Raw genomic sequence first — 13,482 nt, 5'->3', positions numbered from 1 at the left:
ACCCTGTGACACGACATGCACAGGGCTCACGCGCGTACCCGTGGTGGGGTGCCACGGGCAGAAGGGGGTCAACAGTCAGTGACTGACAGCGATCGCGTCCCGGGTTGGTCCTTCTCATCGGCCGCAGCCAGCAATAAGATCACCGAGTCTGGCAGTNCCCCGGTTGATCTGAAGACCGATATTCCGCACTCAGCCCGCCTCTACGACTACTACCTCGGAGGCAAGGACAACTTCCCCGTGGATCGGGAGGCCGCAGAGAAGGTGATCGCGGCAGCGCCGGAAGCGCCGCTGATGGCCCGGGAAAACCGTGGCTTCATGCATCGTGCCGTCGGTCACCTCACCTCAGAAGGCGGGATCCGTCAGTTCCTCGACATCGGGACAGGTATCCCGACGAGCCCCAATCTGCACGAGGTGGCCCAAGGAACCGCCCCTGACGCGCGGGTCGTCTATACCGACAACGATCCGATCGTGCTCGTTCACGCCCGCGCTCTGCTGGCTGGCACGCCGCAGGGCCGTATCGCCTACCTTGACGCCGATGTTCGGGATCCTGTCGGCATTCTGGCCTCATCCGAGGTTCGGGACTGCCTGGACCTCACTCAGCCGGTCGCGCTGTGCCTGGTCTCGATCCTGCACTTCATCGCGGATGACGACGATCCGTATGGCATCGTGCGCACGCTGGTCGACGCTCTTGCACCCGGCAGTTACCTGGTTCTTTCGCACGCCACGACCGACACCCAGGCACGGGGAGTGTCCGACGTCGTGTCGACCTACGGTCGCTCGTCATCGTCGCTGACGGTCCGCAGCAACAGTCAGATCATGGCCTTCTTCGACGGGCTGGACATGCTTGAGCCCGGCCTGACCCTGGTCCCGGCGTGGCGACCCACCGGCGACCTCCCCAAGGGCCACGAACTGGTATGGATTGCGGGCGGTGTAGGCCGTCTGCCCTGACCAGCCCACCGCGCGGACCAGCCGCCTACCCAGGCTGGCTCGCTGGCCGGTGTACCGGTGGAATGTCAGGCTAGTTGGAGAGGGCGGCGATGCTGGATCTGAGGGAACAGTCCATACCGGACGTACTCGAAAAATGCAGGAAGGCACTGGATGTAGAGTTCAACGACGATATTCCGGCGTTCGGATGGGGTGGGAAATCCGTCGGCTTTGAAACAAGCCGGGGTACGTGGGTGAAGATTCTTTCCCGAGCGGCCGGTTCGATAAACGAGCGGACGTGGACCGGAGAGGAATGCTCCTCCGTCCTGTCGGGGGTGTCGAAACCGAAGCTTCTCCGCTCCATTCGGTGGTCGGATGATGATCGGGGAGTCGTCTGGCGTGCAGATGAGACGACGCTCGTCTCGTTCTCGATTGTCAGCTCCACGCCCGAGATTCGGAACGATTCACCTGGACTCTCTGATGCATGGTGGTCAGACCTACGTGAATCGTTGGCTGCCTTGGCAAGACACAGGACGACCCGTGTCGGTGTACGTCAGNATCTCATCAACCGCCGTATACGTGAATTCGCAGGAGACGCGATCGACTCTTCCGTGGATGAGTGGACGACCGCGCACGCCGATGTGCATTGGGCAAATCTGACGGCGCCCACGTTGGTGCTCCTCGATTGGGAGGGATGGGGACTTGGGCCGCGCGGTCTGGACGCGGCAACTTTGTGGGTGTTCTCGCTCCTCGCGCCGCCCGTGGCTGAGAAAGTGAGCCACGAATTCTCCGAGGATCTTTCATCCCGGTCCGGGAAGATCGCACAGCTTTTCATGTGCGTGGAGTTGCTGAAAATGGTGCGCGACTTTGGTGACCACCCGGACATGGAGAAGCCATTGGCTCGCGAGGCTGACCGGTTGACGATAGAACTCTCGGGCCCCATGNGATGATCCACCGCCCGGTTCCATTACTAGGCATCGAGTGGTCGACGATTACGCAGGAGAACCCTATACCGTTCGATATTCTCCTGATCAACGTCAAGTCGGGCTGCCTCCACGAGTTGCCTCAGGTGACTTAGGCGGTTGAGGCTAACCGCGACTCGGGCGGCCGGCGGCAATTCGTAGGCGAGACGGAAAGCCACCTGCGGTACGGCAAGGACAAATGGCGGGCGGGCACTCAGAAGCGATGCGAGGTTTAGACTTTCCCAGAAAGACTGCCGGGTGTCGCCACCAAAAGGGCTCATCCCCCACCGGTTCCTCACGTCTACGCGAAGCAGCCCAGCGAAGGAATCAGCAGCCTCCCAGACAGCCGGACTCGCAAGCACGCCACTTCGGTGCATCAGATGGGCGGGGCGGGGCGCGTGGTCCGGCAGGTAGCCTCCAAGCGCGTCGACCAGCGGTCGAGCATCCCATGTCGAGATGCCCCATTCCGCGCACAGGCCAGATTGCACAGCGTCGTTGAGTGTCCGGGCAGCTTCCAGGAAGAGATCCTGGCCGCGGCCGGCTCCAGCCTCTCTCACGCTCCTTTCCGGGTTGTGTAGAAAGACGACGTCGGGAACCCGCCCCAAAGCGTCCACGCTTTTTTCCATCGCGCGCCTAATCCGTGCAGGCTCCAAGGAATGCTCAGAATGCCCGGTCGAGGAAGGGAAAAATCCAACCTTCGTCGAGAGGTGGAACTCGGGGAGGAGATCGGGGATCATGGCGGACAGCCGCGCGTGCGACGAGAAATCGGCGTAGTTGAAGGCCGTGTCGATGTCCCGCACACCCTGCTCCAGGGCTGCTTCTAGGATGTCCCGCTGGTGACGAGTCCTGTATAGCCCGAGGACAATTCTTCGGTCAGCGCGATGCATATTCCCTCCCGAACGAGAATCCGCGCGAGAGGTCGGATATTGATCCCTGTCTCAGCACTCGCCTTATCCAGATCCACGGGACATCCTGCCAGCAGGAGGGCGAGTGCCGGCGCCGCCTTCTCCCGAACGGTAATCTTCCTGCCACCCGCGTAGACCACAAGGTTAGAACCTTCCCGTTCGACGTGAGGCGCGAACTCGGAAACGCAGACGACGACGTCCGGCTCCTGCGATGAAGGGAGCAGCGGAGCGTGCCGCGCGGAAGGCTGCGACCGCTCACGCGCGGCAAGGAAAGCTGCCGGCGGATAAGAACGGAACAGATCAACCGCAGCGGCTTCGAGACGCGCCTGTTCCTCTTCTCGCTCATCACTGGAACCGAAACGACTCAGATCTCGCCGGAAGATCTCCAGGTCGCGTGCGCGGTCGGCAACCCAGGCTAGCCAGTCTACTCCCGTACGTTTGACGAACCCGAAGGTGAGGTGAAGGCTCAACGGATCGCTGTGGTCGGTGCGAGTCGCCTGGTGCCAGTAGCCACGCGGGATATGCATCACATCCCCTGCCTTTAGGACGCCCTGCCATACCGATTTCTCGCTTGCGGCAGAATTCGGTTCGGCATCGCGGTACATAGGAACCGGCCGCGAGTAGCTACGGACGTCCCAGGTCTTTTCGCCCACAAGTTGGACAACGATGACGTCGTGGTCATCCCAATGGCTCGGAAAACCCGAAGTCGATCGGGTCGTCAGATACGCGTTGACCTGCACCAGTTCATGCGACCACCATTGAAGTGCGCGAGTGGCAACCTCCAGCGTGGGATCAAATGTGTCCAGAGCATCGAGCACAAGAGTCACGCCCGTATCAAACAGGCTTTCCATCGCCCGAGGATCCGCCACGCGAATATTCTGCCGTCGCCTGTTAGCCTGAGAACGAAGGTAGTCGCTGGGATGGAGTTCTCCTCCGTNCTTGAAAAGGCGAAGCTGAGGTGGTTCCAGACTTCGTCGCATGACGATGTCCAATAGTCGCGAAGGGGTCATCAGCCGTTGACACAATGACGTGTCTGCCAGATGACCCCGCGCGAACTTCCGTCCAAGAGGTGAGACGTCCTGCCAATTGAACGCACCCTCAATTCCCTGGACCAGACGATNCTCCATCGCTAGCGACTCGCTCCTCGCTGCTCAAAGGTATCGAGGGTGGCCATGGTGCCGCGTTCCTAGCTATCCCTAGCTGTTTTCCTCGGGAAAGTTCAGCCCGTCTCCCGATCCTCCGTCGCTACGACCGGTGCTTCCGCCGTCGGAGTGCTCGGCGTCGTAACGGTCCTGCACGTGCGCCAGGTTTTCAACGGCTACAACCAGGTCATCGTCAGGGTTCATCTAGCTTCCTCGCTCTCAATCAGGCGCCACTTGGGCTTCCGCCCGGACGTCACATGGTAGGAGCCCCCTAAAGGGCATCGCAACCGCTTTGACGAAAGAGATGCAGCTGTGTAACTGAAGCAAGCAGCCCGGGACCGGACGGCGAGCCGAGGCAGACGAAAGGCGTTGACATCTGTATGCGCAGGTAGACCGGCCAACGGGGCCGCCAAAGGAAGCAGTAGGCGCCCACACCTCGACCCGGGNGGGAGTGCTCAGGAGGGGTCAGCGCAAGCGGGCGTCGCTGGGCGGGAAATACCCGCACTTGCGACGCCCGCACGGTCCCGGTGGCAACGGGGCTCAGCGTCAGGAGTCGAACTCACCATCGTTGATGCCCGCGACAAACGCCGCCCACTCGGCGGGAGTGAAGCGCAGGACCGGCCCGCCTTGTTGCTTCGAGTCGCGGACGGCCCGGCCGCCGTCGGGTAGGGTGGCTACCTCGACGCAGTTGCCGCCGGTGCCTCCGGAATAGCTACTCTTGCGCCAATTCAGTGCGTCGTTACCGGATTCGGTCATCGCTCCATGTCCTCACGTGCGGCTTTGATAGTTGATAGGGAGCCGTTGGTCGGGGCGAGGGCGGAGCTTCGGAGTTGGTTCATCCATGTCTCGTAGCGCCGAACCTCCGCCTGCTTCTCCAGGTAGAGGCTTCCCGTGGGCGCCTCGATGTAGACCATTTCGGGTGCTCCTCCGGTGTCCGGGAAGCCCAGGATGGTGAAGCTTGAGATCATGCCGGCATGGGCGCCTGCGGTGAAGGGCACGATCTGGATCGTCACGCCGGGTTGGTCGGATGCCTCGATGAGCCGGTCAAGCTNCCTGGCCATGATCGCGGGGCTTCCGACGTGGCGGCGAATCACTGCCTCGTCAAGGATCGCCCAGAGCTGGACGGGCTGATCACTGGTGAGGATCTTCTGCCGGTTCATCCGTAGTTCCACGGCTCGGTCGACTTCGTGCGCAGGTAGTTCCGGCGATGCCGCGCGGATGACGGCCCGTGCATAGTCCTCGGTCTGGAGCAGGCCGGGCACAAGCAGGCTCTCGAAGGTCGTGATCGTGGAAGCTTCGGCTTCCAGGCCGATGTAGACCTGAAACCAGCGCGGGACAAGATCGCCGTAGGAGTGCCACCAAGCGGGCTTGCGACTCTCCTTCGCCAGCGCCAGCAACGCCTGTCGCTGGTCGGCGTCGGTGACGCCATAGAGGTCAAGCAGATCCGCGACGTTGCGCGTGATGAACCGGAACTGACCGGTCTCCATCCGGCTGATCGTCGGCCCGCTGCGGTGGATGTGCTCCCCGGCCTGGTCGACGGTCAGCTCCTTCGCGTCCCGTAGGCGGCGCAGCTCCGCGCCCAGCCGTCGCCGGCGCACCGTAGGGCCTGGCGTGCTCGCCATGCTTCTCCCCTCTTTCTGGTAGCAGTCTGCCAGCCCATCGCTCGGCGCTGCCTACCCAGATCGAACGCAGGGCACGTACGTACTTGCGTATGTTGGCTCAGTGGGTGCATCCTGCCACTACCGCGCTGTCGACCGTGACAGCGGGCGTCGCGCGGGANGGGAGGCACAGCGAGGGACTCCCGCCCGCGACCAAGGGAAGAGGGGCCATGGACGAACGCCGCTTCGTGGTGTGGCAGGCACCGCGCCCTCAGCCGGGCACCGGTCGCAACTCAGGGTTTCAGCATGACAACGGCTGACCCGTCGCCGGTGGTCCGGGTGGCCGTGGCGTACTTCCCCCCGACAGCCGCCGCTATTCCGGCCGTGCGTGCGAGCACGGTTCGCACGCTCGCAGCGTGGTTCCTCGATCCAGCGGCCGTCAGTGGTGCGGAATGCGTCGTGTGCGAGTTGGCGTCGAATGCTGTGAAGGCGAGCCGCCCGGAAGACGTGGTGGCCATTCGACTTACTGCCACGGGCAGGAATGTACTTGTGGAAGTGTGGGACGGTAGCGATATCACACCGCGGATCACAAGCCCCGACCCTTTCAGCGAGGGCGGGCGTGGCCTGTTGATGGTCGACGCGCTGTCGCGACGATGGTCGTGGTATCGGGTCAAAACGGGCGGAAAAGTGGTATGGGCCGAGATTCCCGGCGTAATGCGGGCCGCGTCGCAGACGACACGCGCCACCGCGCCGATGCCGACCCGGCAACCGCAGATAGGGCCGGAGCCTACAGCGCCGGTCGTCTATCGCACGGACCCGGAGACCTTGCAGCGGGTCGCGGACGCGATACGCGCGCTGGACCCGTGGCATCGACCCCCGACCGGCCGACGTTCACCCGAGAGCACAGCGCGCATCGCATAACACGCCAGGACGGAAAGGGGGGGACATGCGACGGCCGAGCGCACGTGCGGAACGAAACGGGTTACGGCTCCGCATGCTGGACGAAGGTATGACCCACGCGGATATCGCGGACGAGTTCATCCGCCGCTATCGGTATCGTCCCCGCGCGGCATTCCGGCACGCCTACGGGTGGACACTGGAACGGGCCGCCGACCATATCAACGGCGACGCGGCCCGTCTCGATCTCGACCCGGACGGCAGAGCTCCCATGACCGCGCCCCGCCTGTCGGAACTGGAGCAATGGCCGGAACCGACCGCACGGCGACGGCTCACCCCGCAGACCCTCGCGCTGCTCGCGACCGCGTACGGAACCGACGTGCACAGCTTGCTCGACGGTCACGATCACGCCCGCATCCGGTCCGCCGACCGGCTGGTGATCAACGCGATGATGTGCATCGGCCAGCCGTCCGCCTGCCTGTGCGACCGACGTCGACAACCAGCGGCGGCGCGGCCCCGGGTGCCCAGGCCACGGCCGGACACACGGGCATCGTCGGGAGTCCTGCTGTGAGGGCATACCCCCTGCCCGTCCGGTAGCCCGACCGGTCCGCGTTGCGGTCTCCCATTTGAGCCGCTACCCGGCCGGGGCTCGCTGGCGCAGGCCGCACGCCCGCTGGCACGACCCGAGGACAGCCCGACTTGTACCCCCGCAGGTCGTTGGTGCGGGGCGTCCGGCGCGGCTGCCGCGAGTGGCCGACCGGACGAGCACGTCTCGCCCGTCTCGCCACGGGCGGTGACCGCTGCGCTGTGCAGGGGTGTGCACAGCGGTGTGCAAGGGCTGTGCACAGCGGTGTGCACGAGGGTGTGCACGCATGGCCCTACGCGCGTGGGCGCGCGCCTGCGCGCGTAGGGCCATGCTGGTGCCCGCTGGGCATGCATTGCACAAGAAAGGTCACGTTCCGTGATGGCTAGCGTCATCGGGGATCGCTGGCGATGCGAGGTCGGTCGTCACGTGATGACCGGCGGGTCCGGGGCCTGGCCGTGCGTGGTGGCTGTGGTGGGAATGGTCGCGGTTGTGGCGGTGTGGGGTCGGCTGTGCGTGCGAGGGGCGAGTTTCGGGGGCGGGTGGCGGTGGGCTGCTACCCGCGTCGGACGGCTGTTTGTGCAGCGTGGCAGGGGTGTCGGGTACGGCGGGTCGGGTGGGCGTCGCCGCTACCCGTAGCGGCGACGGCGCGACCGGGGCGGGGGTGCCAGCGGAGTGCTGGGCGGTGCCAGCGGGGCGCTGGGCATGGTGCTCGGGCGGGGTGGGGCCGTGGCTGGCTGGCCAGTTGGGAGGCCCTGGGGTGGTTGGCGCGGACATGCGGCCGGCGGCGGCGTCCAGGATGGCCGTAGAGCGCCCGAACTGCCCAGCGGTAGCCCGGTTTCTGGGAATGGGCGTGCGGCTGTGTCTGGCGTGTCGGGGCGGGGTCGGCGGGCGGTTCGCTGGCAGGGCGGCGCGAGGTGTGCTGGTTAGGCTGGGGCCGTGGCCGGGCGTGGCCCGGTGGTGTCCCCCCGACGACGTGGGTTGAGGTTCTGGGCGTGTCCGGTCGCGGTTGCCGAGAAACGTGCCGAACCACCGTGGTGGAGATGTCCGAGTGAGGTTTTCACACCCCCCGATTCTGTGATCTCCGTCACCTTTGCTGATCGCTGGCGTGTTCTTTTGCGGTGTTTGCCGGAAATGTGAGTCCGCCCATCGGGCCCCCCACCCGCCTACCCACCGGACCCCCCAACGGGCCACCCGTAAAGACGGGTAGGTGTGACGTCCGGTGCTGGCGCAGGTCAGGGGCTGTTTCGCACCCACCCAAGCACTCCAGGACTGAACTCCTGATTCAGCATTCTGTCATAGTCCGGGGTGTGGGGGGCGGCCGTTCGCGTGGTCCGGTCAGGCATGGCGCGATGATTCTGCGGGTATGACAGATGTGATGTGTTCTGTGGTTCCGCGCGTCGCGAGGAGTGCCGTGCCCTGTGCGTCGTCTGCCCGCCCGCTGGTCCTCGGTTTCTCGTGTGGTTCGTCGGCGCGCCTGTGCGGCGCGGTCCGGGACCGCAGCGCGGGCCAGCGGTGCGGCCCACGGCGGCCAGACAGGCCCGTAGCACGGTCGCTGTTCGGGAGTGCTGGGCAAACGGCACGGGCCGCGCCACAGGGCGTCTGAGGCGGGCCGGGCGCCGCTGACGTCGCGGTGTGACGCCCCCCGGGGGGTGCTGTCCGCCCGTGCCGGGGTTCCGTGACGGCCGTGGACGCGATCCGGGTTGAGTCCGGGTCTGCTGCCGGTCGGGTCCGGGTCTGCGGCGCGTCAAGTCCCGATCCGGGTTGAGTCCGGGTCTGCTGCCCGGGAAATCCCCGGAATGACCCAGCCTGATAGCTGCCCCGCGCTGCCGCATCGGGAATGGTGGTGATACCCACCCCGACGATACGAGAAAAGACGCCGGAGTACCGCACGTGGCAGTGGTATTCCGGCGTACGACCCCCCGCGAGGAGGCGTCTATTGCCTGTTCTCCTGGACGCTGGCGACGAGTCCGCCCCGTCGTCACCCCCCTTGCGGGACAGCGTGAGGAACAGCCCGGTCGGTCTGACCGGGCACAGCCGGTGCGTCCGCGTGCCCCGCGCCCCTGTCCCCCGGGTGCGGGTCGGACGCGTCCACCGTCGTCCGCCGGTGCGCTGTCCACGAGCGCGCGCACGGCGGCCAGCACAGCCCCCGCCCTGGGGCGGAACGGTAGCGGCAGCGCCGCTACCAGGTAGCGGCACGGCTACCCCGCCCCGGGCCCGCGCACCCCCGCTGGCCTGCGCTGTTCCGGCCGGGTAGCGGTAGCGGCTCCCGCCCCGCGCCCCCCGCAACCCGCCGAAACCGGCCGTCGACGCCCCCGGCCCGCCGCTACCGCTACCGGGAACCCGTGCAGGGACAGGAGGACCCGACACGTCCGTTCCGGCCGCACCCGACGACCCCGCCCCATCCCCGTGGCCACCTCGCACCACCCCCGCCCCCGCACCACCCGCACCGGCCGCCCGCGACGACCCCGCCCCGTCGCCACCCCCGCCCGGCCCGACCCCGCACCCCCACAGCGACCGTGACCCTCTCCCGCCCGGTGAGACCGTCGTCACTGTCTCGGCGCAGGATTTCAGGCTTCCTGACGTGCTCAAACACCTGGAAGCAGGAAGGATCGTGCTCGTCATTCCCACCCGCCGGTAAGCCACCCGGCGGCGCGCGGAACGGCTGGACCCCCGTTCCGCGCGCCGCGTTACCCGCGGAAGCAAAACCCGTTACCAAGGTCCACAATGCCATTCGCGCCGCTCGCGTCCGCGAACTCCGTGCCGATCTTGATGCCCCACGTTCCGTCATGATCGGACAGTTCGATGCCCCACGAGTCCTTCACGGCGCGGACCATGCCCCGCTTCTCATCGGTGTCACCGGCCGCCCACGTGTCGGCCACCGTCCGCCCGGTCTCCGCGTAGTCGTACACATCGGGGATAACCTCGAATTGTTCGATGGCCACCCGCAGCGCCTTACGCGTTGCGACCAACTCATCAAGCTTGTCATCGTCTTCCGTGACGGACAGACGGCTTTGGATCCTGGCGAGTTCCGCCCGCATCTCGTCGAGCTCGTGAGCGTTTCCCGCGACACGCTGAAAAGCAAGGATCGGTGTCGTGTCATGGGAGAACATGGACTCGATGACCTCGATGATCGGCAGAGCATCGCAGCCCGTGAAAAGTCCGCACGCCTTACGCTGCTTGGCGTGACCACCACAACGGAGCTTCGGAGTGCGCGGGTTGCCGGCCGGAGTGAGACCAGCGTTAACATGAACCCTCCCGCCGCATGACGGGCAGTCCAGAACCCCACTCATCCAGTTGACGGGCCGCGCCACGGGTCGGCCCCCCTTGTTTCCCCTGCCGTCCGTCAGATTAGCGGCAAGCACGTTGTTCGCACGCCACCACAGCGCCGAGTCGACCACGGGCGTAACCTCATGCGCCCACGTCTCGGTAACGCCCCCATACGTGTACCGGCACTCTTCAACCCCGGTGTGATTCGCGGTAAATCGCACAAGGTTCTTGACCGACGCCGGATACAGGTCGTAGACGCGGCCGATCGATTGCAGGGATTCACGGTTGGCGACACGCTCGTAAATGTCCCTGACCGACTTCGGGTCGACGCAATACGCCTGCTTCGCGTAACGCTCCCCGTTAGCTGCCCAGAACGTCGGCAGCGGGCCGTGATGCGCACCATTCCCCATAATCATCGAGATACCGCGATAGGTCGTCTGCTTAACCGTCTTGGACTTCTCGGCATTCGCGTGCTGGGCGACAAGAGTCACGATGCGGCCGGCGAAATCCGTCCTACCGAACTGAGGTTCAGCAATCGAGATGATGTCACCACCCGCAGACCGGATACCGAGCAGGATCTCCGCTTGCGCGTCCAGATCATCGCGACGGTCAAGCCGTGAGGATTCGGTCACCATAAGAATCGTGTAGTCCCGACGCGCGATGTCGGCAATCACCTCGCGCAACGCCGGTTCCTGCGCGCCGTGGCTCGCGCTGTAACCGTGAAGCTTGACCCACTTCACGATCGTGATCCCACGCTGCGCGGACTCCTCAGTGATGATCTTGATCTGTGAGCTCTCGTCCTGGCTACCCGTGGACACCCTGACGAATCCGGCCCCAAGCTCGCCCACTGTCCAACCTCCACTGTCGGCGCTGGTCACGACCCCCTGCACCGTGCACACTACCCGACAACCTACGACCCGATCGTGCTCACCCACGCCCGCGCGTTGCTGACCAGCACCCCGCAGGGGCGCACCGCCTACCTCGACGCCGACCTGCGCGACCCTGACGGGATCCGCGCTGCCCCGCAGCTGCACAGCACTCTTGACCTCACTCGGCCGATCGCCCTGTCCGTCGTCGCGATCTTCCATTTCATCCCCGACGCGGATGATCCCTACGGGATCGTGCGTCGGCTCCTCGACGCGTTGCCGTCGGGGAGCTATCTTGTCCTCACCCACGGCACCGGAGATTATGATCCGGACGCGGAACGGGCGGCGGAAGCCTACCGGCAGAAGGGGATGTCGGTGCAGCCCCGCAGCCGATCCGAAGTCGAACGTTTCTTCGACGGGTTGGAGCTGGTCGACCCCGGGGTTCAGGTCGTTCACCGCTGGCGGGCCGACGGCAGCGCCGTCGAGGAGCTGACCGACGCGCGGGTCAGCATCTACGGCGGCGTTGCCCGCAAGCCGTAGCACACCATCCGGGCCAGGGCAGGTCTGAACCCGTCAGGCCGCGCAACATCCAGACATCCAGACGTGCCTACCCATAACAAGATCTACAAGATGCCTGAATGCTTACGCGCAACGCCCGGGCGGGCCGAGGGCTGTACGCCGGTGACCGCGAACCGCTCGACCACTACCGCTCGCCGTTGATCCATGGCTCCGGTCAGACCGGAAACTCGGTCCTCGCCGGCTCTGTGGCCACGTGCGACAGGTGTTCGCCCCACCGGCGCGCGCGGTCGATCTCCCCTGGTGCGAGTGCGTTGTCCTTCGTCACGAAGAAGCTCTCCGGCGGGCAAACCTGTCGCGCTCCGTGCCGGCGCAGCAGCCGGTGAATGCGCTTTGACGCCCGGCCAGTCAAGATCGAGGGCCCGTGTGCGCGCGTATCGAACGCTGCCGCATACCCCTCGATCACGCCGCAGCGGGCGAACCATTCCCGCAGTCCGGGGCCTTCTGCGCCGGGCTCGAGCGCCACACCGCTCGGTGGCTTCCGAGCGATCTCGCCGGCCGACGTACGGCTGGCCGGACGGCTCATGCCGTGCACATGCGTGGGACCGCCCACGACGACGACGTCGGCACCGCTGATCACCTCAGGATTTGCGTCACGCACCGGGATGACGACTACCTCATGGAGCGGGCCGATGCCATCCGCAATCGCCTGGCCAATCTGCCTCGTGTTCCCGAACATCGACTCGTACACAACAACAACCCGCATGGCGAAATGCCTCCTCGGATTCACTTACGGCGATGACCCGCAAACGCCGCCGCCTCGGGATCCGACGTTGCCGCTGCCTCGGGAGCCGACGTTGCCGCCGCGTCGCGGGAGGCAGCATCCGCATAGTTCCCTTCGTCTCCTCTTCGCCGTGACCGGCCAAGATCCGGCCCGGGCCTCCACGCCTTGTGCTCCTCAGTGGTCCCCAGCGGGGGCAGCATCCACCGGTGCGAAGGTCCCGGCCAAGCAGAGCACTGATGCCCGGTGGCCTCGCCCAACCGGTCATAGCGCGGCGGTGGGACTGAGCAGGATCGCGGACATCCTTCACGGTCCGCGTCGATGCCCATACAGTGAGCGCCTGATCAAACGTGTGCCCGGCTGGAGCGATTCCGCCTACGGCTACGCAGATCGTCCTGTTCCGCGCGCACCCACCACGCCGTCACGGCCGTCCGCCCGTGCCCGAGGAGTGAGAGGAGCAGAAGGCACGCCGCAGCGACCGGTTAACTGTCCCGGTCCCTGATCAGTCGTTGCCGCCTGTCGTGCGGCGGGTGCTGAGCAGGCGCTCTTCCAGCCAGGCCCATCCTTCGGGGCGACGGTGCCAGCGGTGCCAGTCCCACAGCACCCCGTGCACCCGCGGGCCCTGTTTGATGACCGCCAGCACCGCGACGCGGGTGCCTTCGGAGACAACCATCTCGGGGAACTCGCGAACCGCGCCGTCGGCGGTCCGGAACGATATGCCGCCGCTGCCGAACGGACCGGCGACCATGTCAGCCAGCTCCCCGACCGCTCCTTCGACGCGCGGGATCTCGACGGTCGCCGCCCCTCGATGGGGAACGTCACCGATCGCGACTAGTTCCCCCGTGTCGTGGAACCATTCCAGGTGCGCGACCCTCGACGCGAGGGCAGCAGCGACCGGGTCGGGCACCTGCCAGTTACCGAAATTGGTGATGAAACTGGTCGGGCGCCGCTCGTCGGCAGCGAGGAAGTCGTTGATCCCCCAGATCTCGACGTCCGCGCCTGCGACGGGCAGATGGNAAAGTGGNCCCCCGCCGGTAT

Annotated in this window: 10 protein-coding genes and 1 pseudogene; 4 read left to right on the top strand and 7 right to left on the bottom strand. The window is 65.9% G+C overall.

Annotated elements, in window-relative coordinates:
- The first annotated feature begins 78 nt into the window (after positions 1-78).
- Complete coding sequence (locus tag ALLO2_RS06020) at positions 79-948, top strand: SAM-dependent methyltransferase (protein WP_232234911.1); 870 nt, start codon at positions 79-81, stop codon at positions 946-948.
- Between the two features lie 946 nt (positions 949-1,894).
- On the opposite strand, the gene ALLO2_RS24040 is transcribed toward ALLO2_RS06020, so the two are convergent.
- The 5 genes from ALLO2_RS24040 to ALLO2_RS06000 form a co-directional block, all read right to left on the bottom strand.
- Positions 1,895-2,686 carry an aldo/keto reductase gene (locus ALLO2_RS24040; protein WP_023840892.1) on the bottom strand — a complete coding sequence of 264 codons (792 nt, stop codon included), beginning with the start codon at positions 2,684-2,686 and terminating at the stop codon, positions 1,895-1,897.
- A 20-nt stretch (positions 2,687-2,706) separates the two neighbouring features.
- On the bottom strand, positions 2,707-3,918 hold the full coding sequence (locus ALLO2_RS24035) for a JmjC domain-containing protein (protein WP_084588366.1): 1,212 nt from the start codon (positions 3,916-3,918) through the stop codon (positions 2,707-2,709).
- A 69-nt stretch (positions 3,919-3,987) separates the two neighbouring features.
- Positions 3,988-4,137: a hypothetical protein gene (locus tag ALLO2_RS26215; RefSeq protein WP_023840890.1), complete on the bottom strand. Its 150-nt coding sequence runs from the start codon at positions 4,135-4,137 to the stop codon at positions 3,988-3,990.
- A 342-nt stretch (positions 4,138-4,479) separates the two neighbouring features.
- Positions 4,480-4,689 carry a DUF397 domain-containing protein gene (locus tag ALLO2_RS06005; RefSeq protein WP_023840889.1) on the bottom strand — a complete coding sequence of 70 codons (210 nt, stop codon included), beginning with the start codon at positions 4,687-4,689 and terminating at the stop codon, positions 4,480-4,482.
- A complete protein-coding gene (locus tag ALLO2_RS06000; RefSeq protein WP_035730317.1) occupies positions 4,686-5,555 on the bottom strand; it encodes a helix-turn-helix transcriptional regulator in 870 nt (289 codons plus the stop codon). Before ALLO2_RS06000 ends, ALLO2_RS06005 begins: the two co-directional genes overlap by 4 nt.
- A gap of 282 nt (positions 5,556-5,837) precedes the next feature.
- On the opposite strand from ALLO2_RS06000, the gene ALLO2_RS24030 reads away from it, so the two are divergent.
- Together ALLO2_RS24030 and ALLO2_RS05995 are read left to right on the top strand one after the other, a co-directional pair.
- Positions 5,838-6,452, top strand: coding sequence for an ATP-binding protein (locus ALLO2_RS24030; protein WP_023840887.1), 615 nt, complete (start codon positions 5,838-5,840; stop codon positions 6,450-6,452).
- Positions 6,453-6,540: 88 nt separating this feature from the next.
- Positions 6,541-6,999, top strand: coding sequence for a helix-turn-helix domain-containing protein (locus ALLO2_RS05995; protein ID WP_232234909.1), 459 nt, complete (start codon positions 6,541-6,543; stop codon positions 6,997-6,999).
- Positions 7,000-9,701: 2,702 nt separating this feature from the next.
- On the opposite strand, the gene ALLO2_RS05990 is transcribed toward ALLO2_RS05995, so the two are convergent.
- Positions 9,702-11,129 carry a recombinase family protein gene (locus ALLO2_RS05990; RefSeq protein WP_023841703.1) on the bottom strand — a complete coding sequence of 476 codons (1,428 nt, stop codon included), beginning with the start codon at positions 11,127-11,129 and terminating at the stop codon, positions 9,702-9,704.
- 66 nt (positions 11,130-11,195) lie between these two features.
- Between ALLO2_RS05990 and ALLO2_RS05985 the strand changes: the two are divergent.
- Positions 11,196-11,687 (top strand): annotated as a pseudogene (locus ALLO2_RS05985) (SAM-dependent methyltransferase); the annotation flags it as partial.
- Between the two features lie 193 nt (positions 11,688-11,880).
- Here the strand turns inward: ALLO2_RS05985 and ALLO2_RS05980 are convergent.
- The gene (locus tag ALLO2_RS05980; RefSeq protein ID WP_011436054.1) at positions 11,881-12,429 is read right to left on the bottom strand and encodes a flavodoxin family protein; all 549 of its coding nucleotides are present in this window, start codon (positions 12,427-12,429) and stop codon (positions 11,881-11,883) included.
- Positions 12,430-13,482 lie beyond the last annotated feature (1,053 nt).

Origin of the sequence: Frankia sp. Allo2 (assembly GCF_000733325.1) — a bacterium.
GTDB classification, from domain to species: Bacteria; Actinomycetota; Actinomycetes; order Frankiales; family Frankiaceae; genus Frankia; species Frankia casuarinae.
This window is presented reverse-complemented; position numbering and strand designations above follow the sequence as displayed.

Excerpts from the sequence above, each read along its gene's own strand:
- ALLO2_RS26215 (WP_023840890.1), bottom strand. The coding sequence starts at position 4,137 with ATGAACCCTGACGATGACCTGGTTGTAGCCGTTGAAAACCTGGCGCAC.
- ALLO2_RS06005 (WP_023840889.1), bottom strand. The coding sequence starts at position 4,689 with ATGACCGAATCCGGTAACGACGCACTGAATTGGCGCAAGAGTAGCTAT.
- ALLO2_RS24030 (WP_023840887.1), top strand. The coding sequence starts at position 5,838 with ATGACAACGGCTGACCCGTCGCCGGTGGTCCGGGTGGCCGTGGCGTAC.
- ALLO2_RS05995 (WP_232234909.1), top strand. The coding sequence starts at position 6,541 with ATGACCCACGCGGATATCGCGGACGAGTTCATCCGCCGCTATCGGTAT.
- ALLO2_RS05980 (WP_011436054.1), bottom strand. The coding sequence starts at position 12,429 with ATGCGGGTTGTTGTTGTGTACGAGTCGATGTTCGGGAACACGAGGCAG.